The 22,984-nt window shown below is 47.1% G+C and carries 19 protein-coding genes; 16 read left to right on the top strand and 3 right to left on the bottom strand.

What is annotated here, in order from left to right; all coding sequences use genetic code 11:
- Positions 1-45: 45 nt before the first annotated feature.
- Together FAY30_RS25205 and FAY30_RS25200 are read left to right on the top strand one after the other, a co-directional pair.
- Complete coding sequence (locus FAY30_RS25205; RefSeq protein WP_149872416.1) at positions 46-549, top strand: YwgA family protein; 504 nt, start codon at positions 46-48, stop codon at positions 547-549.
- A gap of 139 nt (positions 550-688) precedes the next feature.
- Positions 689-913, top strand: coding sequence for a hypothetical protein (locus tag FAY30_RS25200; RefSeq protein WP_149872415.1), 225 nt, complete (start codon positions 689-691; stop codon positions 911-913).
- Between the two features lie 88 nt (positions 914-1,001).
- On the opposite strand, the gene FAY30_RS25195 is transcribed toward FAY30_RS25200, so the two are convergent.
- Positions 1,002-1,187, bottom strand: a complete 186-nt coding sequence (locus tag FAY30_RS25195) for a 2-hydroxymuconate tautomerase (protein ID WP_149872414.1) — start codon at positions 1,185-1,187, stop codon at positions 1,002-1,004.
- A 153-nt stretch (positions 1,188-1,340) separates the two neighbouring features.
- On the opposite strand from FAY30_RS25195, the gene FAY30_RS25190 reads away from it, so the two are divergent.
- Positions 1,341-1,991: a site-2 protease family protein gene (locus tag FAY30_RS25190; RefSeq protein WP_149872413.1), complete on the top strand. Its 651-nt coding sequence runs from the start codon at positions 1,341-1,343 to the stop codon at positions 1,989-1,991.
- Between the two features lie 98 nt (positions 1,992-2,089).
- Positions 2,090-2,599 (top strand): YwhD family protein, encoded by a 510-nt coding sequence (locus tag FAY30_RS25185; RefSeq protein ID WP_149872412.1) that lies wholly within the window; start codon positions 2,090-2,092, stop codon positions 2,597-2,599.
- A gap of 188 nt (positions 2,600-2,787) precedes the next feature.
- On the opposite strand, the gene FAY30_RS25180 is transcribed toward FAY30_RS25185, so the two are convergent.
- Positions 2,788-4,857 (bottom strand): transglycosylase domain-containing protein, encoded by a 2,070-nt coding sequence (locus FAY30_RS25180; protein ID WP_149872871.1) that lies wholly within the window; start codon positions 4,855-4,857, stop codon positions 2,788-2,790.
- A gap of 227 nt (positions 4,858-5,084) precedes the next feature.
- Between FAY30_RS25180 and speE the strand changes: the two genes are divergently transcribed.
- The 5 genes from speE (at position 5,085) to FAY30_RS25155 (ending at position 9,860) form a co-directional block, all read left to right on the top strand.
- Complete coding sequence (gene speE / locus FAY30_RS25175; protein WP_149872411.1) at positions 5,085-5,912, top strand: spermidine synthase; 828 nt, start codon at positions 5,085-5,087, stop codon at positions 5,910-5,912.
- A gap of 144 nt (positions 5,913-6,056) precedes the next feature.
- Complete coding sequence (gene speB / locus FAY30_RS25170; protein WP_149872870.1) at positions 6,057-6,929, top strand: agmatinase; 873 nt, start codon at positions 6,057-6,059, stop codon at positions 6,927-6,929.
- 525 nt (positions 6,930-7,454) lie between these two features.
- Positions 7,455-7,862, top strand: coding sequence for a YwiB family protein (locus tag FAY30_RS25165; protein ID WP_223820849.1), 408 nt, complete (start codon positions 7,455-7,457; stop codon positions 7,860-7,862).
- Positions 7,859-9,532 (top strand): arginine--tRNA ligase, encoded by a 1,674-nt coding sequence (gene argS / locus FAY30_RS25160; protein ID WP_149872410.1) that lies wholly within the window; start codon positions 7,859-7,861, stop codon positions 9,530-9,532. Before FAY30_RS25165 ends, argS begins: the two co-directional genes overlap by 4 nt.
- A 148-nt stretch (positions 9,533-9,680) precedes the next feature.
- A complete protein-coding gene (locus FAY30_RS25155) occupies positions 9,681-9,860 on the top strand; it encodes an H-type small acid-soluble spore protein (RefSeq protein WP_149872409.1) in 180 nt (59 codons plus the stop codon).
- Between the two features lie 146 nt (positions 9,861-10,006).
- Here the strand turns inward: FAY30_RS25155 and cls are convergent, their stop codons facing one another.
- The gene (gene cls / locus FAY30_RS25150; RefSeq protein ID WP_149872408.1) at positions 10,007-11,209 is read right to left on the bottom strand and encodes a cardiolipin synthase; all 1,203 of its coding nucleotides are present in this window, start codon (positions 11,207-11,209) and stop codon (positions 10,007-10,009) included.
- A gap of 290 nt (positions 11,210-11,499) precedes the next feature.
- Between cls and FAY30_RS25145 the strand changes: the two genes are divergently transcribed.
- The 7 genes from FAY30_RS25145 (at position 11,500) to icmF (ending at position 22,836) form a co-directional block, all read left to right on the top strand.
- Positions 11,500-13,614: a (Fe-S)-binding protein gene (locus FAY30_RS25145; RefSeq protein ID WP_149872407.1), complete on the top strand. Its 2,115-nt coding sequence runs from the start codon at positions 11,500-11,502 to the stop codon at positions 13,612-13,614.
- A gap of 252 nt (positions 13,615-13,866) precedes the next feature.
- Positions 13,867-15,054 (top strand): acetyl-CoA C-acetyltransferase, encoded by a 1,188-nt coding sequence (locus tag FAY30_RS25140; RefSeq protein ID WP_149872406.1) that lies wholly within the window; start codon positions 13,867-13,869, stop codon positions 15,052-15,054.
- Between the two features lie 198 nt (positions 15,055-15,252).
- The gene (locus FAY30_RS25135) at positions 15,253-16,104 is read left to right on the top strand and encodes a 3-hydroxybutyryl-CoA dehydrogenase (protein ID WP_149872405.1); all 852 of its coding nucleotides are present in this window, start codon (positions 15,253-15,255) and stop codon (positions 16,102-16,104) included.
- 113 nt (positions 16,105-16,217) lie between these two features.
- Positions 16,218-17,348 carry an acyl-CoA dehydrogenase gene (locus tag FAY30_RS25130; RefSeq protein ID WP_149872404.1) on the top strand — a complete coding sequence of 377 codons (1,131 nt, stop codon included), beginning with the start codon at positions 16,218-16,220 and terminating at the stop codon, positions 17,346-17,348.
- Between the two features lie 186 nt (positions 17,349-17,534).
- A complete protein-coding gene (locus FAY30_RS25125) occupies positions 17,535-18,674 on the top strand; it encodes an acyl-CoA dehydrogenase (protein WP_149872403.1) in 1,140 nt (379 codons plus the stop codon).
- 136 nt (positions 18,675-18,810) lie between these two features.
- Positions 18,811-19,464: a TetR/AcrR family transcriptional regulator gene (locus tag FAY30_RS25120; protein WP_149872402.1), complete on the top strand. Its 654-nt coding sequence runs from the start codon at positions 18,811-18,813 to the stop codon at positions 19,462-19,464.
- A 123-nt stretch (positions 19,465-19,587) separates the two neighbouring features.
- The gene (gene icmF / locus FAY30_RS25115; protein ID WP_149872401.1) at positions 19,588-22,836 is read left to right on the top strand and encodes a fused isobutyryl-CoA mutase/GTPase IcmF; all 3,249 of its coding nucleotides are present in this window, start codon (positions 19,588-19,590) and stop codon (positions 22,834-22,836) included.
- Positions 22,837-22,984 lie beyond the last annotated feature (148 nt).

The raw sequence follows: 22,984 nt of genomic DNA, 5'->3' as shown, positions 1-22,984 counted from the left end.
AATGGTGACTGACACCGAATGCAATGGAGTAGGAGATGACGAGCGTTGTTAAAAGATCATGCGAAGCTGATGCAGGCGATTCTGGTTTCCGGTGAGATTACCGGGAGGAAGAAGCTGCAAAAGATGATATATATTGCGAAGAAGATTGAGTTTCCCTTTCACGACCGGTTCCAGTTTCATTTTTACGGGCCGTATTCGGAGGAATTGACGACACGGGTGGAAGAGCTGTGCAATATGGGATTTCTGAATGAAGTGAAGGAAAAAAAGGGTGGATATTTTCAATATCGCTACACGCTGACAGACTCCGGCAAAGAGTTTCTCAGCTTGAACGAAGTAGATATGCCCTTTTTGACTGATTGCTTGACTGATATGAATGAGCAAAATGCTAGATTCCTCGAACTGGTTTCGACGGTTTTATATTTTGATAATCTTCCTAAAGAGGAAGTGGTAAACAAGGTATTTACGTTAAAAAGCAGCCAGCGCTATACAGAAGCAGAAATTGACGAGGCCTACCAATATATCGAAACCTTGAAAGCGAAAATTCAATAATTCAATAATTCATTAGCCGCTTGGGAAGTTAAGAAGACCCAGGCGGTTTTTAAATTGTGGAATTATTAGTGAATTAATATCCATTTTTATGAAAATTTGCTATTATTTGTCTATCGAGAAGGTAAGGGAGGTTTTCGCCATGATCGTTCCAGTAATATCTGTCATTATGATATTTGGAATTCCGATTATCGCCATTTTAACGAGTCATTTCCAAAAGCAAACAAAAATGAAGGCAGAAATGATAAAAGATGAATTGGAGCTCGAAAAACTAAAACACCAAAACTATTTGATCGAAACTGAAAAAATGAAACTAGAACTGGAAAAGATCGCGCTTAACCAGCCTAAAGATGAAATCAGATTCTAACATGGAAAACGTAAAAAGGGTGTAAGAAACCATGTGAATTTTCCACATGGTGCCTGACACCCTTAATTACATGAACAACTTAACTATATTACTTGTCGCTGAAACGGACGCCGGCAACGGCGTAGTGGTTTTTGCTCATTTCTTCGATGAAGACGGTGATGTTTTCTTTTGGTGCGCCTGTTGTTTCGCTGACCGCTTCGGTGACTTTCTCCGCTAGCGCCCGCTTTTGTTCATCTGTGCGTCCCTCAAGCATTTTTACTGTAACATATGGCATGGATATTCCTCCTTTTTACGTAACTGATAGTAGTGTTCCACAATTATCGAAAAAGTGCAACTACTGTCGCCTCATAAATTTCCTTTTTCAAACGAGTTTCATGTATACTAATAGGAAAAAGAACATGGTATTTCCATGGAAGGAGAAACGCGTTTGGAACAATTTCTAGCCTATTCGTTCAGGGAGATTCCTTATGTAGTCATCACGCTGATCTTCGCTTTTACATTTCACGAATTAGCCCATGCCTACGTAGCCTATAAATTCGGTGACATGACAGCGAAAAACCAGGGACGGCTGACGTTAAATCCACTCAAGCATTTGGATCCGTTTGGAACACTCTTAATTCTAATCGCCGGCTTTGGCTGGGCCCGTCCAGTTCCGGTTAATCGCTTCTTTTTTAAAAAACCGCGCCTGGCAGGGATTCTTGTCACCGTCGCAGGGCCGCTGAGCAATCTCGTGTTGGCCTTCATCGGCTTCTGCGTTGCTATTGGATTAGCCCGTTTCGGACTGAATGCATCAGAGAATTTTTATGATTTTCTCAATATTTTTATCGGTCTTAACATTGTCTTATTTGTTTTCAACCTGTTGCCGCTCCCGCCGCTTGACGGTTATCGGATTCTTGAAGACTTGGCACCGAATCATCTCCGGGCAAAAATGACGCAATATGAACAATACGGTATCTTAATATTTCTTATTTTAGTAATTACACCATTAGACCGCTTCACGATTCAGCCTATTTTCCAAGCCGTCATTCCCTGGGTATGGGACACGCTTGGGCACTTCACCAACCGCTTATTTTTTTAACGGACTGGATCATGTTCAAAGTCTAAATTTATACTTTCCCATCACGCAAAAATACATTGCGAACACTACGTTTTTCTAGAAGGAGGCCTGCACCACCAATGGAAGAGAAAAAGAAAAAACTCGGTTTTAATATCATAAAAAGTGATCCAACTGACGGCCACAAGGGCTTTGGCAAGGGCGCGCTCAGCCTGGATAATGTCTCACCGGTCATTATTGACGTCGAAGCCGGAGAAGCTGAAATCGATGTCGGGGCGATGCATGCCCGCAGCGTCGTCGAAAAAGGAATTAAATTTTTGAAAACTAAAGAAGAGGTGCCGAACGGGAAACCATACTGGCTCGTGTGGGTAACGATTGACCGCAATCCGGAGGGCCCGTATTATGCCGGTGTGACGGCTTGTTATATGACGGTTGACCGCGAAATCCGCCGCGGCTACAAATCACTGCCGGAGCACGTCAACCGCATGGATAAGTCGCTCAAGCGCCATATTATGGTCGATGAAATGGATGCACCATCGAAAAAGGTATTAGCCGCTTTCTTGCGCGGTCATAATGAAGCATTATGGAACAATTCCACGGAGGAATTGAAAAAGGGATTACTTTCGGAATAACTGCCAATCTTCCGACCGGGAAATCCAAGAAGTGATTCCACTATCTACGTAGGGTAAAATTTTTTTAAAAAAATAAAACGGGGAATTGCTTGTAGTTTTTTTCAAAAATAGGTAGTATTATAATCAGTGTGAAAACACTGTAAAACTAGGACAGGAAAAGCTCCGGAGAGATCCGGAGCTTTTCCATTTTAATGACCCCACGGCATAATCTTCTTATACCAAGGTACTTTTTTCTGCCCGTGCTTTTTCGCCGGAGCTTTATCCGAATGGTGTAAGTGATCGGTGCAATATTCAGCAGGCTCTGTGCCGGCGACGAAATAAGTGAAGCGGCGGACAGGACAGTCCTTTGTTGCCAGCTTGCCATTTACCGGGTTCACATAAACGCCGATGACGCCGTCTTTCGGTGGTTTAAACGCCTTTACCGGCTTCCCTTCTAATGCTTCTTCCATAAAGTTTGCCCAGACATTCTTCGCGTACGTTTTTTCCGCCGTTACTTCCAGCGGTTTTCCCATATCATATCCGGCCCAGACCGCCGTCACGAGTTGCGGCGAGTAGCCGATCATCCAGCTGTCCGTTTCCGTAGAGCCCGATTTACCGGCGTATGGACGGGTAATGTCCTTGATCACCGTGCTCCCGGTTACCTTGGCATAGCCGTTTAGTTTGGAATCGAAAACCCCCGTCAACATTTGCGTAAGGACAAACGCCTTGGCCGGGTCCAGCACTTTTTCCGTCAGATCTTTTCGTTCAAAAATAACATTTCCGTTATAGTCTTCTACTTTTGTAATCAAGATCGGGTTGACCCGTTTTCCGCCGTTGGCCAAGAGGCTGTAGGCACCCGCCATTTCAATGACCCGTACACCGGAAGTTCCGAGTGCCAGCGACGGCACCTTGGCCATCTTGGTGGAAAGGCCAAATTTCTTCGCTGTCTCGATTAACGTCTCTTCCCCTAAAAATAAATGCGTTTTGACGGCGAAAATATTATCGGATACAGCTAGTGCCTGGGCAAGGGTGACCTCGCCGTCGGCATACTTATTGTTAAAGTTATGCGGCGTATAGTCAGCCTGACCATTATCGAAATGGAAGGTCGTAAACTCGCTGCGCATCGTCGATGACGGGGTAAAGCCATGCTCAAGTGCAGCGTAATACAACAGCGGTTTGATTGCCGAACCCGGCTGCCTTATCGCTTGAACAGCGCGGTTAAATGGACTTTTTTCATAGTCCCGGCCGCCGACCATGGCGTGTACATAGCCGTTTTTCGGATCCATCGCAACCAAGCCGACTTGAATTTCCGAAGAGTTGGCGACAAATCGGTTGACTTGATTTTCAGCGGCTTCCTGCTGTTTTCTATTAAGTGTTGTAAAAACCTTTAAACCGCCGAGGGCAATCGTGCGGTCATCTAAATGCAGCTGGTTTTTTAGGGCATTTTTTACCGCATCCTGAAAATACGGCGCGATCTTCACCTTTTGGGTCGTGTGGACGCCCGTTAAGGTGAGCGGCGTAAGGGATGCGGTTTGGGCAGCCTTTTTGCTGATATAGCCGTTTTTCACCATCGTTTGTAAAATAATCGACTGGCGGGTTTTGGCCTTTTCCATCGACGCAAGCGGTGAGTAAATGCCCGGCCCCTTCGGAATGCCTGCCAGCATACTAGCTTCGGCAAGGGTTAAGTCAGCTGCTTTTTTTCCATAATAATATTGGCTCGCCGCTTCAACGCCATAGGCACCGTTACCATAGTAAATAGTATTTAAATAACCTTCGAGAATATCCTGTTTGGTATAGTTCATCTCGAGGCGGATCGTATAAAACGCCTCCGTCAGCTTCCGTTTCCACGTTTTGTCGTGCTCGAGAAACAGGTTCCGTGCATACTGCTGCGTAATGGTACTGGCCCCCTGCACCTTGGCAAAGGCTTTCATATCGGCCAGGACAGCACCGGCAATCCGTTTATAATCAAAACCATGATGATCGAAAAAATTTTTATCCTCAATTGAAACGGTCGCGTTCACTAAATCCGGCGAAATCTCCTTAAGTCCGACCCAATAACGCTTTTGTCCGCTATGACTCTCACCAATCAACGTCCCATCGTCTGCGAAAAACAACGTCGATTGCGGAACGGCAAGCGGCGGCGCCCCTAAAATTTTGGCATAGCCAAGGATGCCAAGGAGGAGAATGAGCATGCAAATCATGCCTATCAAACTGATGATAATAATCGCGCGCAAATATTTAACCGTCTTCCGAAACCCTTGATCAGTCATGATTTCCAACATCTTCACCACCCGTTTTTCCAGATTTTAAAAAAATAGATAGTAATAGTATTGAAAAAATAGAGTCTTTTTAAACGTCATGAAAAAATTTTGCTAGACTTTTTTTTCTGTTTGTAATTCAATAGGTTGGGTACGATAAAATTAAATGGCCGGCGAATGCTCGCGAAGCCTGGATACGCTCGAAACGGAAGCTGAAAAATTGACTAAAAAACGAAAGGAAGATGAACATGTCAATTTGGTTTACTGAAAAACAAACTGAAAACTTTGGAATCACAATGAAAGTTAATAAAACCTTACATACAGAGCAAACAGAATTTCAAAAGCTAGATATGATCGAGACAGAAGAATGGGGCAATATGCTGCTTCTTGATGATATGGTGATGACGTCGGTGAAGGATGAGTTTGTCTACCATGAAATGGTGGCCCATGTACCGTTATTCACGCACCCAAACCCTGAAAATGTCCTTGTTGTCGGCGGCGGTGACGGCGGCGTCATTCGAGAGGTGTTAAAGCATCCAAGTGTGAAGAAAGCTACCCTTGTCGATATTGATGGCAAAGTAATCGAGTATTCAAAGAAATTTTTACCGGAAATTGCCGGCTGGCTTGAGGACGAGCGCGTTGACGTTCAAGTGGGCGATGGCTTTATGCATATTGCGGAAAGCGACAATCAGTATGATGTGATTATGGTTGATTCGACTGAACCGGTTGGCCCAGCGGTTAATCTTTTTACAAAAGGCTTCTATGCAGGCATTTCGAAGGCGTTGAAAGAGGATGGCATTTTCGTTGCGCAATCTGACAACCCTTGGTTTAAAGCGGACTTAATCCGCAACGTACAGCGCGATGTCCGCGAAATTTTCCCAATCACCCGTTTGTACGTGGCCAACATCCCAACCTATCCAAGCGGTCTATGGGCTTTCACCATTGGTTCGAAAAAATACGATCCATTAGAGGTAACTGAAGATCGGTTCCATGAAATTGAAACAAAATATTATACGAAAGAACTTCACAAAGCAGCGTTTGTCCTGCCGAAGTTTGTAGGCGATTTAGTGAAGTAAGTCTAGTCTATATGACTTTATTGGCTGGAAAACAGAGTTAACGGTCATGTAGGGAGGTTCTACGTGACCGTGGGAAACAGAGGAAATGGTCATGTAGAGAGGTTCTAGGTGACCGAATCATGTGAGAAAGTGTGGGATGCTTTGATGCGTTTTGATGAGGCCTATTCGGGGAATGTGTTTATTAAGAGCCACCCGAATTTTGAAGAGAGTCAGGTTGTATTATACGGGATGCCGATGGACTGGACGGTGAGTTACCGCCCGGGATCACGCTTCGGTCCGGCCCGAATTCGCGAGGTATCGATTGGTCTTGAGGAGTACAGTGCATACCTCGACCGCGAACTAGAAGAGGTTAAATATTTTGATGCCGGCGATATTCCGCTGCCATTTGGGAATGCCCAGCGCAGCCTTGATATAATTGAAGAATTTGTTGATCAGATTCTTGCAGCGGGGAAGTTTCCGCTTGGTATGGGCGGCGAGCACTTAGTTTCATGGCCGGTGATGCGGGCTGTTTATAAAAAATATCCAGATTTAGCGATTATCCACTTTGATGCGCATACTGATTTGCGTGAGAATTATGAAGGCGAGCCGTTGTCGCACTCGACTCCGATTCGTAAAATTGCGGAGCATATTGGCCCGAAAAATGTTTACTCCTTCGGCATTCGTTCCGGAATGAAGGAAGAATTTGTCTGGGCAAAGGAAAATGGCATGCACATTTCCAAATTTGAAGTGCTTGAGCCGTTAAAGGAAATTCTGCCAACACTTGCCGGCCGCCCGGTATATGTCACAATCGATATCGATGTTCTAGATCCTGCACATGCACCAGGAACAGGCACGGTCGATTGCGGCGGAATCACTTCGAAAGAGCTGCTAGCATCGATCCATGCGATTGCTCGTTCCGAAGTAAACGTAGTCGGCGGCGACCTAGTCGAAGTCGCACCAATTTACGACCCATCCGAACAAACAGCCAATACCGCAAGCAAACTCCTACGTGAAATGCTGTTGGGCTGGGTAAAATAGGAAATGGGTGCCTGACACCCTTTGTTGTATTTCGAGCATGAAATTGTTGCTATGCTCTGGGTGAGGTTTCACTAGGTTCACATGAGGATGAATGAGGTTGGTGCCTGTCCCATTTTCGGGGCAGGCATCTTTTGATTTGCATTGTAACTATGTTTATAATAGGAAAAGTGATGCGTTGACCGCACGAAAAGGAATTAGAAGTAAATGAAAAGCCGTTACATTGACCGAAAAGAGAAAAAGTGGGGTCGAACGGTAAAAGAAAAGCCGTTACATTGACCGAAAAGAGAAAAAGTGGGGTCGAACGGTAAAAGAAAAGCCGTTACATTGACCGAAAAGAGAAAAAGTGGGGTCGAACGGTAAAAGAAAAGCCGTTACATTGACCGAAAGGCGAAAAAGTGGGGTCGAACGGTAAAAGAAAAGCCGTTACATTGACCGAAAAGCGAAAAAGTAAGTTGAAACGGTAAAACCAACAGCGTTTCATGACCTAAACGCGGGATAAAATAGAAAAAGGAAGTGCAGTTACGTTTGCCAAATAATGAAATACCTGTGAAAATTAAGGTAAAGACAACGATAGATGAGGAAGAAACTTTTGAATTAATGGTGTTTGGCCGATACTATCAAAAGGATCAAGCTTCGTTCCTGCAGTATGAGGAAGCTCATGAGGAAGGGACTGTCCGCACAATTGTGAAGGTGGCGCAGGATGAAGCGCTGATATTACGGGGTGGCGCGGTGAAAATGCGGCTGCCATTTCAGTTACATAAGAAGTTGCGCGGCAGCTATGAGATGCCGTTTGGCACGTTTGAAACGTTGACAATGGCGAAACGCATCGAGCATTCGGAGGGACTGATCGATATTCTTTATGATTTCACGATGCAGGGCTCACCCGCCGGTACATACCATTTAGAAATTAGCTTTCAGGAGGACAAAAAATGAATATAGTGGAACAGGTTCAAAGTAAAATAAAGGAAGAGATTCGAGCTGCGGTGCTGAAGGCTGGGCTCGCAACGGAGGAGCAGATTCCCGATGTTATCTTAGAGACGCCGAAGGAAAAGGCGCATGGCGACTACTCGACGAATATGGCGATGCAGCTGGCACGGGTAGCGAAGAAGGCACCGCGGATGATCGCAGACGAATTAGTGGCACATTTTGACCGCTCAAAGGCATCGATTGAAAAAATCGAGCTGGCAGGACCGGGGTTCATTAATTTTTATATGAATAATAGCTACTTAACGGACTTAATTCCGACCATTCTCGAAGCGGGGGATCAGTACGGCTCGACTACCGTTGGCGGCGGCCAGAAAATTCAGGTGGAGTTCGTATCAGCCAATCCAACGGGTGACCTGCACCTTGGTCATGCGCGCGGTGCGGCGGTCGGTGATTCGCTGTGCAATATTTTAGCGAAGGCGGGCTATGATGTTTCCCGCGAATATTACATTAATGATGCCGGCAATCAGATCAATAATTTGGCACTGTCCGTTGAGGCGCGTTATTTCCAAGCGCTGGGCATGGACAAAGAGATGCCGGAGGACGGCTACCATGGGGCCGATATTATCGGTATCGGGAAGGCGCTGGCGGAGGAGTACGGCGACAAGTATGTGAACGTTTCGGCCGAGGAGCGGTTTGAATTTTTCCGCGAGTATGGCTTGAAATATGAGATGGCGAAGTTGAAAAAGGATCTTGAAGATTTCCGCGTCGGCTTTGATGTCTGGTACTCGGAAACCTCGCTTTATAAAAATGGAAAAATTGACGAAGCCTTAGCGGCATTGCGTGAAAGCGGCTATGTATATGAGCAGGATGGCGCGACATGGCTGCGTTCGACTGATTTTGGCGACGATAAGGACCGTGTGCTGATTAAGCAGGATGGGTCCTACACGTATTTAACACCGGATATCGCCTACCACAAGGACAAGCTTGCACGCGGCTTTGAAAAATTGATTAATATTTGGGGGGCTGACCACCACGGCTATATCCCAAGAATGAAGGCGGCGATCCAATCGCTCGGTTATGACCGCGAGGCACTTGAGGTTGAAATTATTCAGTTGGTTCACCTTTATAAAAACGGCGAGAAGATGAAGATGAGTAAACGGACTGGAAAGGCTGTCACAATGCGGGATTTGGTCGATGAGGTCGGCCTCGATGCGACGCGTTATTTCTTTGCGATGCGTTCTTCGGATACCCATATGGACTTCGATTTGGACTTAGCGGTGTCGGAATCAAACGAAAACCCGGTTTATTACGCACAATATGCCCATGCCCGGATTTGCAGTATTTTACGCTCGGGTGTGGAACAGGGTGTGACGGTTGCGGCTGATGCCGATTTTTCATTGGTGGCATCATCTGAAAAAGAAATTGATTTGTTGAAAAAATTGGGCGAATTCCCGTCTGCAGTTGGCGAGGCCGCAGTGAAGCGTGTGCCGCACCGGATTACGAACTATATCTTCGAGTTAGCCTCAACCTTCCACAGTTTTTATAATGCGGAAAAGGTGCTTGATCTCGAGCAGCTGGAACGGACCAAGGCCCGCCTAGGATTAGTGAAGACCGTACAGATTACGTTAAAGAACGCATTGGCGTTGATTGGCGTCTCTGCTCCGGAAAAAATGTAACGTTTATGTCTGTGAGACCCCCTGTCAATGATTAGGGGGTTTTTGCTTTGGATATTTTTTATAACCGGAAATCTCACTTGAAAACGAATATTTCCCAAAAAAATACAAATATTAAAGATAGATTTTGAGTGAGGAGTGAGCCGAACGCATGAATGTAGGAAGAGCAAAGGAAATAGCTGAATCCGCTGATATGATCAATGTGACCTATGACGGTATGCCCGTGATCATACAACACGTCGATGAATCCACAAAAATGGCGAGAATCTATTCCAGAAAAGACCCCGACAACGAACGCGACGTACCCGTACTAAACTTAATTGAAGAATAGAAACAAGTCCCCGAACCAAAAATCGGGGACTTTTCCATTTGCGTGTGTCATTTGAGTGTGTTTGGGTGTCAGGCACCATGTGAAATTTTCACATGGTGCCTGACACCCTTCGTGGACAGTGTCCATCCCAAGCGGACACCCGATCTCTATAGAAAGTAGGATAGGGCGGCAGCGAGGCGTTCTTTTTGTGTTCTAATGAAATTCGGTTTATTGAGTTCTGCCAGTGTCAGGGGCTTTGAGTCGTGAATGTCTTTTTGAATAATGGCCTTTAAGCGTTCAATAAAGGCAGGGTCATAGAAGAAGCAATTGATTTCTTTGTTTAAAAACAGGCTGCGCTGATCGAAATTTGCGGTGCCGATATCGCAGATTTTGTTATCAATCACAATCGTTTTAGCATGATAAAAACCATTTTTATATTGATAAACCCTAGAACCCGCCGCAAGGAGCTGCCGTAAATAGCGATAGGAAGCCTCCTGGACAAGCAGATGATCCGCAGTAAATGGAACAATCACCGTGAGCCCAACGCCGCGCCGCCGTGATTCCAGCAGTTCTGCAAAAATTGCTGCACTTGGAATAAAATAGGGGGTGCCAATGATAATAGATTCCTCCGCCTTCCGAATCAGCCGAAGAAAATTCTCCTCAAGCTGGCCGGCCTCTGTCGGAATGAACTGATGCCGCACCACACCCCTCGGCAAAACCGGGAAATAAGCGGGCTGACGCAATAAATCCTCACCGAAGTACTCGTTCCAATCAATCAAAAACTCACTCTGCAAAAAATTGACGCTTTCACCGGTGATTTTCACATGATAGTCCCGCCACGGGCTAAGTTTCGGGTCCTCATCAATGTATTCCTTGCCAATATTATAGCCGCCGAGATAGCCAATTTCCCCGTCAATAATCGTGATTTTGCGGTGATTGCGGACCTGTGTGGAATAAAACAAGTAAGGAAGCTTAATCCGATTACTAAAAGCAAATTGGATCCCCGCTTCCTTTAGTGCCGTTACCACTTTCCTCTTCACTTTCCAGCTGCCGAGCCGGTCAAGCAGCAGTCTGACTTCCACGCCTTCCTGTGCCTTTTCTTTTAAAATCATGAAAAATTCCTGGCTGATGGCATCGTCCTTCACAATGTAAAAGAGGACATGAATTTGCTTTTTTGCCTGGCGAATAGCCGTAAAATAATCGTGGAATAATTCCCTTCCATGCGTAAAAATGTCAAAATCGCCGTGAAGGATGGAGGTTTCCGTTCTGACCGCAACGGAAAGATGCTTCTTTCGACCTAATTTAAAATCAAGCACAAGCCATATAATGATGAAAAGGACAAGTCCGCTCAATATGAGTACAAATTTCATTGGCAATCTTTCCCCCAATTCGTGATGTTAGTGTTTCCGAGAACGGCCATTTCTATGAGTTGTAAAGGTGGTGTGAGCAGAGCAAAGCTAAGCCCAATTCCATCACTTTAAAAAAAATCCATTTTCGCACGTAAAATGGATCAATTGCTCCATATTTGCGCCGCTCTGCCTCTTTTTCTAAAAAAATTGGTTGACTGAATGCTCATTCATTATATAATAGAGATAAGTATCTGTCAGAAAATTATCTATTTTCTACAACTTCCAAATGAAGTGGAAAGGGGCGTTCTTACATGAATGGTCTATTATGGGTGAATCTCATTGCATTTTTAGCTGTAACCGCTTACTCTGTCAGTCTGTTCATTTATGTCGTTAAAACGCGGATTGAATTTATTAAGCTTGGCAAAAAAGCCGAGTTTGACAACAATGTCAAAGAGCGGATGCAAAAAATTTGGGTGATGGTATTTGGGCAAAAGAAGCTGATGAAGGATAAAAAGAGCGGCGCCATCCACGTCATGTTTTTTTACGGATTCCTGCTCGTTCAGTTTGGCGCTATTGATTTTATCATCAAAGGGATTAAACCGGGGGCACACCTGCCGCTTGGCCCGCTCTATCCTGCGTTTACTTTTTTCCAAGAGCTTGTTACCTTAATGATTTTAGTAGCGGTGGTCTGGGCCTTCTATCGCCGTTACATCGAAAAGCTTGTCCGCTTAAAGCGCGGCTTTAAATCAGGCCTCGTGCTCATCTTTATCGGCGGTTTAATGCTTTCTGTCCTTGTCGGAAATGGGATGGGCATCATTTGGCATGGGGAGGACCCGACATGGTCGGAGCCGGTCGCTTCGGTCATTTCACTGATCTTTTCGGGGATAAATGAAACCGCCTCCATTGTAGTGTTCTACGTTGCTTGGTGGTTCCACTTACTATTCCTGCTGTCGTTCTTAGTCTATGTGCCGCAAGGAAAGCATGCGCACTTAATTGCCGGTCCGGCCAACGTCTACTTAAATCGTTTGGGGAATCCCGGCAAGCTGACGAAAATTGATTTTGAAGATGAGTCACAAGAATCCTTTGGGGTTGGAAAAATTGAAGACTTTACCCAGCTGCAAATGGTCGATTTTTACGCCTGTGTGGAATGCGGCCGCTGTACCAACATGTGTCCGGCTTCCGGAACAGGAAAAATGCTGTCACCGATGGATCTAATCGTAAAAATGCGTGATCACCTCACCAATTATGGCGCTTCGGTTACCTCGAAGCAGCCATGGGTGCCGACATTTGCATTTGCTAATACAAAAGGAAATCAAATTGCTTTAGCTGCTGCAGGGCAGGGTGCACAAGAATCTGCCGCAGCGTCTGCTTACAGTCCAAGCCTCATTGGCGACGTCATTACCGAAGAGGAAATTTGGGCGTGTACGACATGCCGCAACTGTGAAGACCAATGTCCGGTAATGAATGAGCACGTTGAGAAAATCATCGACCTGCGCCGTTACCTTGTGTTAACAGAAGGTAAAATGAATCCGGATGCGCAGCGGGCGATGACCAATATCGAACGCCAAGGCAATCCGTGGGGCTTAAACCGCAAGGAGCGCGAGAACTGGCGTGAGCTTCGTGAGGACGTTCATGTGCCAACCGTGAAGGAAATGAATAAAGCAGGCGAAGAGTTTGAATACCTGTTCTGGGTCGGCGCGATGGGTTCTTACGACAACCGCAGTCAGAAGATTGCCCTTTCGTTTGCAAAATTACTGAACGAAGCCGGCGTGAAATTTGCCATTCTTGGCAACAAGGAAAAGAACTCCGGAGATACGGCCCGCCGTCTCGGAAACGAATTCTTGTTCCAGGAGTTAGCAGTGAAAAATATTGAGGAATTCGAAAAAGCCGGCGTGAAGAAAATAATTACGACCGATCCCCATGCCTACAATATTTTTAAAAATGAATACCCGGATTTCGGTTTGGAGGATGTGGAAGTATTCCACCATACAGAAATTCTTTATGAGTTGGTTCGTGATGGCAAGCTTGTTCCAAAGCATGCGGTCAACGAAACGATCACCTTCCACGATTCTTGTTACTTAGGCCGTTACAATGACGTCTACGATCCGCCGCGGGAGATTTTAAAGGCGATTCCAGGCGTGAAGCTGGTAGAGATGGAACGGAACCGTGACAAGGCGATGTGCTGCGGTGCCGGTGGCGGTTTGATGTGGATGGAAGAAGACACGGGTTCCCGGATCAATGTCGCCCGTACAGAACAGGCGCTTGAAACGAACTCCGGAATCATCAGCTCAGCCTGTCCATACTGCTTAACCATGCTCTCCGACGGAACAAAGGCGAAGGAAGTTGAAGAAAAAGTATCAACGTACGATGTCGCTGAATTGCTTGAAAAAGCCGTGTGCGGTGTTCCAGAGGCTGCAGCTTCTTAAACTGTAAACAAAAAATGAAAATAGCAGGAGTTAGAAATTTTTAAAAATTCGTGTAAAACATTTCAACTTCTGCTATTTTTTATGTAAAATAGAATCAGGGATAAAACGCTTACATTTTTCTTTTCATTATATCGGGCGTTGGCGATGAAGCTGACGTTACATTTTTCAGTAATTATTGAGCGAGCGTTCAGTCAATGCAAAATTTTTTTTAAAAGACATGACTGAATATTAGGAAAAGGGGGAGTGTTTTGAATGGGGAAAACGGTTATTTTAAGCGGTGTTCGAACACCATTTGGAAAATTAGGAGGGGGATTGAGCAGCTTTACGGCATCACAGCTTGGGGGAATGGCTGTGAAAGAGGCATTAGTACGAGCTGGGGTGAAGCCGGAAGAGGTGGGTGAAGTCATCCTTGGAACGGTTTTACAAGGAGGACAGGGACAAATCCCGTCGCGTCAGGCAGCCCGCCACGCCGGCATCCCATGGGAAGTCAAAACAGAAACGATTAATAAAGTGTGTGCTTCAGGCATGCGCAGTGTCACAATGGCCGACCAAATCATCCGCGCTGGCGATGAAGAGGTCATCGTCGCAGGCGGCATGGAATCGATGAGCAACGCTCCCTATCTTTTGCCAAAAGCAAGATGGGGCATAAGAATGGGCGATTCGCCTGTAAAGGATTTAATGATCCATGACGGCTTAAGCTGCAGCTTTACCGGTGTTCACATGGGGACATACGGCAACTCTACGGCTGAAGAAATGGAGATTACCCGCGAGTCACAGGATGAATGGGCATTGCGCAGCCATGCCCGGGCCATTGCAGCCATTGAGAACGGTAAATTGGCGGAAGAAATTGTTCCAGTCGAAGTGCCGCAGCGAAAAGGCGCCCCTGTTGTGGTCTCAGCAGATGAGGGGCCGCGGAAAGATACGTCTTTGGAACGGCTGGCTAAACTAGCGCCTGTCTTCAATTCAACAGGAACGATTACCGCAGGGAATGCCCCTGGTGTGAATGACGGTGCGGCGGCCCTCGTGCTGATGAGCGAGGAGCGTGCTGTTCGAGAAGGACGTGAGGTAGGGGCAGTTATCCTCGGCCACGCTGCGATTGCTGTAGAAGCAAAGGACTTCCCGCAAACACCTGGACTCGTAATTAATGAGCTTTTACGAAAAACGGGCCGGAACTTGGACGAAATTGATTTGTTTGAAATTAATGAAGCCTTTGCTGCAGTGGCATTGGCGAGCGGAAAAATTGCCGGACTTGACCCGGAAAAGGTCAATGTGAATGGCGGTGCGGTCGCATTAGGCCACCCAATCGGGGCAAGCGGCGCCCGGATTATCATTACGTTGATGAACGAATTGAAGCGGCGCGGCGGCGGAATCGGTATTGCCGCGATTTGCTCAGGCGGCGGCCAGGGTGATGCCATAATGATCGAAGTGCCTAAAGCTTAGGGTAAGGTTGTCAGCTGAAGCGTGGCTTACTGTCGGATAGAGAATTGTTACTGTCGCATGGGGCAGCGTAACTGTCGGATAACGGATTATTACTGTCGTATGGGGCAGCGTAACTGTCGCATAAGTGGCTTTTACTGTCGTTTAGAGCTGTTTAAGGATGATTTTTATAAAAAGTAAGGAAAAATTGGAGGGGAAAACATGCAGGTTTCAACTGTAATGGTCATTGGTGCAGGGCAGATGGGCTCAGGGATCGCCCAAGTTTGTGCACAAGCAGGATACAAGGTGTTACTAAACGATTTAAAGCCCGAATTTGTCGAGCGCGGCTTGGGAGTCATCAACAAAAATCTTTCACGCAACGTGGATAAAGGCCGAATGACAGAGGAGCAAAAGCAGGAAGTGCTCGCAAAGCTGACTGCATCGACCGACTTGAACGATGTGGGTGGTGTGGACCTTGTCATCGAAGCTGCTGTTGAAAATATGGATATCAAGACGAAAATTTTTGCCCAGCTGGATGATATTGCTCCAGAGCATGCGATTTTGGCGAGCAACACCTCATCATTGCCGATCACTGAAATTGCCGCAGCCACGAAGCGTCCGGAAAAGGTCATCGGCATGCACTTTATGAATCCGGTGCCGGTAATGAAGCTTGTGGAAATAATCCGCGGCCTGGCTACAGCCGATGAAGTATACCAGGTGATTGAAGATATGACAAAAACCTTGAGCAAGGTGCCGGTCGAGGTCAATGACTTTCCTGGATTCGTATCTAACCGTGTGTTGATGCCGATGATTAATGAGGCTATTTTTACCCTGTACGAGGGTGTCGCCACGAAGGAAGCGATTGACGAGGTGATGAAGCTAGGCATGAACCACCCGATGGGCCCGTTAACTTTGGCTGATTTTATCGGTTTGGATACATGCTTGTACATCATGGAAACACTTCACGAAGGCTTCGGCGATGACAAATACCGACCATGCCCGCTGCTCCGAAAGTACGTCAAAGCAGGCTGGCTCGGCAAGAAAACAGGGCGCGGGTTTTACACGTACGAATAGTTGGCCCATCACAGTGCCCGAACTAGGAAAAATACGTCCAAGACGGGCACTCATATAATGCAGCAACTGGCTGCAATTTTTCAGATTAATATCCTCTGGAAGGGGAAATCAACGTGAATCTTACATTTACGGAAGAACAAGAAATGATGCGGAAAATGGTGCGCGATTTTGCAGTGAACGAAATTGCCCCATTTGTTGAAAATATGGAAAAAGGTGAATTTCCGCGTGAAATCCTCCGCAAAATGGGTGAATTGGGTCTGATGGGGATTCCTGTGCCGGAACAATACGGCGGGGCCGAAATGGACTTCACCTCCTACATCATTGCGATTCATGAAATCTCGAAGGTGAGTGCCGCACTCGGTGTGATTCTTTCTGTCCATACATCTGTGGGCACAAACCCAATAGTTTACTTTGGGAACGAAGAGCAAAAGCAAAAATATGTTCCGAAGCTTGCTTCAGGGGAATATTTGGGTGCTTTCTGCCTAACCGAGCCAAGCTCCGGTTCAGATGCCGCGAGCTTAAAGACGCGGGCGGTCAAGAAGGACGGTCATTATGTACTCAATGGCTCCAAAATGTTTATTACCAATGGCGGCGAGGCCGATATTTATATTGTTTTTGCGACTACCGACCCAAGCCTGGGCACAAAGGGAATTGCTGCATTTATTGTTGAAAAAAATACCCCCGGGCTCATTATCGGCAAGGATGAGAAGAAGATGGGCTTGCACGGCTCACGAACGGTTCAGCTGACATTTGAAGATATGCAGGTACCGGTGGAGAACCTGCTTGGCAACGAAGGTGATGGTTTTAAAATTGCGATGGCGAACCTTGAAGTCGGCCGTATCGGGATTGCGACACAGGCACTTGGAATAGCAGAAGCTGCACTAACGGCCGCAACCGCCTACGCGAAGGAGCGCCAGCAATTTGGCAAACCAATTGCGGCCCAGCAAGGGATTGGCTTTAAGCTCGCTGATATGGCCACAAGTGTGGAAGCGGCGAAACTACTAGTCTATCGTGCTGCTAATATGCGCAGTCAAGGGATAAAATGCGGTATGGAAGCCTCAATGGCGAAGCTGTTCGCGACAAGGACAGCGGTTGAGGTCACAACGGAAGCGATTCAAGTATTTGGCGGCTACGGCTATACCAAGGATTACCCGGTCGAACGGTACTTCCGCGATGCCAAAGTAACCGAAATTTACGAAGGCACAAGCGAAATTCAGCGGATTGTGATTAGTAAGTACCTTTAAAAAGGAAAAACGCACTAATTCCCCATGATTTCCCAGAAACATGTCATAAAGCTTCAAAAATACGTCGTAAAGTTTCTGGCAAACGTCGTAAGTAATGAAAATTAGGTCGTAAAGGTCAAAAAAGAGGTCATAAAAGTCAAATAAACCGTCATAGTCGGACTGGATTAATAGAGGAGGACGAGAAAAATGCAATTTAAATTATCCGAAGAGCATGAAATGATTCGCAAAATGGTGCGCGATTTTGCGCGAAATGAAGTGGCACCGACGGCAGCCGAGCGCGATGAGGAAGAACGCTTCGATAGAGAGATTTTTGACAAAATGGCGGAGCTTGGCTTGACGGGTATTCCGTGGCCGGAGGAGTATGGCGGCATCGGCAGTGATTATCTTGCTTATTGCATTGCCGTAGAGGAGCTGTCCCGTGTGGACGCGTCAACGGGTGTCATGCTTTCTGCGCATACCTCGCTAGCCTGCTGGCCAATCTACAAATTTGGCAGTGAGGAGCAAAAGCAAAGATACCTGCGTCCGATGGCAGAAGGAACAAAAATTGGTGCCTATGGCTTAACAGAGCCCGGCAGCGGCTCGGATGCGGGCGGAATGAAAACGACAGCACGTTTAGAAGGCGACCATTACGTCTTAAACGGTTCGAAAATTTTTATCACCAACGGCGGCGTGGCCGAAATTTACGTTGTCTTTGCTGTAACTGATCCAACCAGCAAGCATAAAGGGACGACGGCCTTTATCATCGAGAGCGATTTCCCTGGCTTCTCTGTTGGAAAAAAGGAAAAGAAACTCGGCATCCGCTCATCGCCGACGACGGAAATTATTTTTGAAGACTGCAAGGTTCCTGTTGCCAACCGGCTCGGTGAAGAAGGCGACGGCTTTAAAGTCGCAATGATGACCCTTGACGGCGGCCGCAACGGGATCGCAGCGCAGGCGGTTGGAATTGCTCAGGGTGCGCTTGATGCGGCAGTTGATTATGCGAAGGAACGCCACCAGTTTGGCAAACCAATCGCGGCGAACCAAGGAATCAGTTTCAAGCTTGCAGATATGGCAACAAATATTGAGGCTTCCAGATTATTAACCTATCAGGCGGCATGGCTCGAGTCAAACGGCTTACCGTACGGAAAAGAATCGGCGATGTCGAAATTATTTGCCGGCGACACCGCTATGAAGGTGACAACCGAGGCCGTTCAAGTATTTGGCGGCTATGGCTATACGAAGGACTATCCAGTAGAGCGATTCATGCGCGATGCAAAAATCACCCAAATTTACGAAGGAACGCAGGAAATTCAGCGCCTCGTGATTTCCCGGATGTTAACAAAATAAACAAGGCCTCGTGAGATCACGGATGTTAAAACAAGCGCCTCGTGATTTCACGAACGCTAACAAAATAATCAGCAGGTATGACAAGCAGAAAGGCGGCAATTTGGGATCGCCTAATTTGAATAAAGGCGGTTAGGGGATGAATAAGCGGGAAGTACAGGCTTCGGTCAAGGATGAGCGCCTTGTGCAAAAAAGGCGTGATCAAATGATCAAAGGGGCCGTAGCACTTTTTAAACAAAAGGGGTTTCACCGGACGACGACAAGGGAAATTGCCAAAGCAGCCGGGTTTAGTATCGGAACGCTGTATGAATACATTCGCACAAAGGAGGACGTCCTCTATCTTGTCTGTGACAGCATTTATGACCATGTCAGTGAGCGTCTGCAGCAAGATCTTGCCTTGAAAAAAGGGACATTAGACAGCTTGAAGCTTGGGATCGCTAACTTCTTCCAGGTAATGGATGAGATGCAGGCGGAGGTGCTCGTGATGTACCAGGAGGTAAAGTCACTGTCAAAGGACGCTCTTCCCTATGTGTTGAAAAAAGAAATGGAAATGGTCGGCATGTTTGAGAACCTCTTGTCGAGATGCGTTGAAAACGGGGAGCTGCACCTGTCAGAGAAACAAGTGGCCATCATTGCCCATAACATTTTTGTCCAAGGACAAATGTGGGGCTTCCGCCGCTGGGCCTTACGGAAGTTATTTACATTGGAAGAATATATTGAATTACAGACAGACCTGTTATTATCGGGGATCAGCCACGAGGTAACGGCACCTGGAAAAGTTCCGGAGCAATAATTAGATAGACGGGGATTGCAACGAAGTACGCCTGCTGCAAAATTTCCGGAAAACTAGCAATGGCAGCGAACGGTGAATAGAGTTCATTTTCCAAAAAGGAGAATGACAAAAAGGGGGAGCACGATGGAGAAATATCAGCCAAAGCATCATATCCGTTTTGTGACGGCGTCGAGTTTGTTTGATGGCCATGATGCTTCAATTAATATTATGCGCCGGATTCTTCAGGCGAGCGGGGCGGAGGTTATTCACCTCGGGCATAATCGCTCGGTGGAAGAGGTGGTGAACGCGGCGATTCAGGAGGATGTGCAGGGGATTGCGATTTCTTCGTATCAAGGCGGGCACGTGGAGTATTTTAAATATATGTATGACCTATTGAAGGAAAAAGGCGCGCCGCATGTTCGGATTTATGGCGGCGGCGGCGGGGTGATTATTCCCCGCGAAATCGATGAGCTGCACCAATACGGGATCGCCAGAATCTTCTCACCGGATGATGGCCGGACGTTTGGCCTTCAGGGCATGATTGAGCAAATGATCCGGGAATGTGACTTTTCCACGGTGACAACAGATGTAACCGAGCAGATTGAAAAATTGCCGTCTGGCGATGTGAACAGCATTGCAAAGTTGATTACGTTAGCAGAGCTTCATGTCGATAAACGGAATGAGGCGGCAGCAGCAGCGGAGCAGGTGCTCGAACAAGTGAAGTCGCTGGAGAAAAGGATTCCGGTTGTTGGAATCACCGGTACGGGCGGTGCCGGAAAAAGCTCGCTGACGGATGAATTGATCCGCCGGTTTATCAATGAATTCCCAGAGAAACGGGTGGCAATTCTATCGGTTGACCCGACGAAGCAAAAAACGGGCGGGGCATTGCTTGGGGACCGGATTCGCATGAATGCGATTTTCTCGCCGAATGTGTATATGCGCAGTCTCGCGACCCGGAAATCGAAAAACGAATTGTCGCTGGCGATTAAAGATGCGGTAGCGGTGACGAAGGCGGCGGGATTTGATTTAGTGATCGTCGAGACGAGCGGCATCGGCCAGGGGGATGCGGAAATCACGGAAATCTGTGATGTGTCGATGTACGTGATGACGAGTGAATTCGGGGCGCCATCGCAGCTTGAGAAGATTGATATGCTTGATTTTGCTGACCTCATTGTCATTAATAAATTTGAGCGCAAGGGTTCGGAGGATGCGAAGCGTCAGGTGCAAAAGCAATACCAGCGCAATCATATGCTGTTTGAGCAGGCTATTGAAGAGATGCCTGTGTACGGCACGATTGCCAGTCAGTTCCATGACCCGGGCACGAACGCTTTGTTTGCGGCACTGGTGGAAAAAGTAAATCGTGCCATGGGGACGGATTGGGTGACGTCCTTTAGCAAACATGCCATTGTGGAGAAGCAGAATGTGATCATTCCGACGGACCGCCGGTATTATTTACGGGAAATCTCGGAAACGGTGCGCAGTTATCATAAGAAGGCGGAAGAACAGGCTAATATTGCCCGGAAATTATTCCAGCTCGAGGGAGCATTGGAAGCGGTGAAGGACCAGCCGGAAGTGGTGGCCGCTTTAGAAGCGGTGAAGCAGGAAACAGAAGCGGGGCTGACAGCGGAATCGCGGAAAATCCTCTCGACATGGGAGCAAACGAAGGCTGCCTATGCCGGTGACCAATTTGTCACACGGATTCGTGATAAAGAGATTATCACCGTGTTAAAAACGAAAAGCTTATCAGGTCTCAATATTCCGAAGGTGGCTTTGCCGCGGTATAAGGATTACGGGGAAATCATCCGCTGGGTGTATCAGGAAAATGTGCCGGGTTCGTTCCCTTATACCGCTGGAGTGTTCCCGTTCAAACGCGAAGGAGAGGATCCGAAACGGCAGTTTGCCGGCGAAGGCACACCGGAGCGGACGAACCGCCGCTTCCATTATTTATCGAAGGATGATGATGCGAAGCGCTTAAGTACAGCGTTTGATTCGGTGACGCTATATGGCGAGGATCCCGATTATCGTCCGGATATTTACGGGAAGGTCGGCGAGAGTGGTGTTAGCATTTGTACGCTTGATGACATGAAAAAGCTGTATGACGGCTTTGACCTCTGCCATCCGTCCACATCGGTTTCGATGACGATCAACGGTCCGGCACCGATTATTTTGGCGATGTTTATGAATACCGCGATTGACCAGCAGGTGCAGCAGAAAGAAGCCGAGCTTGGCCGTGTGTTGACCGTCGAGGAGTTTGCGGAGATTCGCAGCTTTACACTAAGGACGGTGCGCGGCACGGTGCAGGCTGATATATTAAAAGAAGACCAAGGCCAGAATACGTGTATTTTTTCAACGGAATTCGCCTTACGAATGATGGGCGATATCCAGCAGTATTTTATTGATCATCAGGTGCGCAATTACTATTCGGTATCGATTTCCGGCTATCATATTGCCGAAGCGGGTGCGAATCCGATTTCGCAGCTGGCGTTCACGCTGTCAAACGGCTTTACCTATGTCGAGTATTACTTGAGCAGGGGGATGAAGATTGATGATTTCGCGCCGAACTTGTCGTTCTTTTTCTCGAATGGCTTGGATCCGGAGTACACGGTGATTGGCCGGGTGGCGCGCCGGATTTGGGCAACAGTGATGCGTGATAAATATGGTGCCAACGAACGCAGTCAGAAATTGAAATACCATGTGCAGACTTCGGGACGTTCACTGCATGCCCAGGAAATTGACTTCAATGATATCCGCACGACCCTGCAGGCGTTGATGGCCTTGCATGATAATTGTAATTCGCTGCACACGAATGCCTATGATGAGGCGATCACGACGCCGACCGAGGAATCGGTGCGCCGGGCGATGGCGATTCAGATGATTATCACGAAGGAGCACGGGTTGACGAAAAATGAAAATCCGCTCCAGGGTTCGTTTATCGTCGAGGAATTAACTGAATTGGTAGAAGAGGCCGTGTTACAGGAGTTCGAACGTTTGAACGACCGCGGCGGGGTGCTTGGCTCGATGGAGACACAGTACCAGCGCGGCAAGATTCAGGATGAGTCGATGCATTATGAAATGTTAAAGCATACTGGTGAGCTGCCGATTATTGGGGTCAATACGTATTTGAATCCGAATCCGCCTTCAGTGGAAGACGTGAATAATATGGAAATCGCCCGGGCAACAAAGGAGGAAAAGGAGCTGCAGATTCAACATTTGCACGCCTTCTGGGAAGCACACGCCGGGGAGTCGGCGGCGGCACTAAAGCGCTTGAAAGAAGCGGCGACGAGCGGCGGCAATATTTTTGCCGAGCTGATGGAAACCGTCAAAGTCGCAAGCCTCGGCCAAATCACCCGAGCCCTTTACGAAGTCGGCGGTCAGTATCGCCGGAATATGTAACGAAATGCGGAAGCGCCCTGGTTAGCGGCGTATGGCCTGGAGCTGTACCAATCTCTAAGTCGAAAATCAAGAACTTGTAAAAAGAGGGAAATGGTGCCTGACACCATTTTCCTCTTTTAGTAAAAAAATATTTTAAGGAGATATTAAA

Origin of the sequence: Bacillus sp. S3 (assembly GCF_005154805.1) — a bacterium.
In the GTDB taxonomy this organism is placed as follows: Bacteria; Bacillota; Bacilli; order Bacillales; family Cytobacillaceae; genus Neobacillus.
This window is presented reverse-complemented; position numbering and strand designations above follow the sequence as displayed.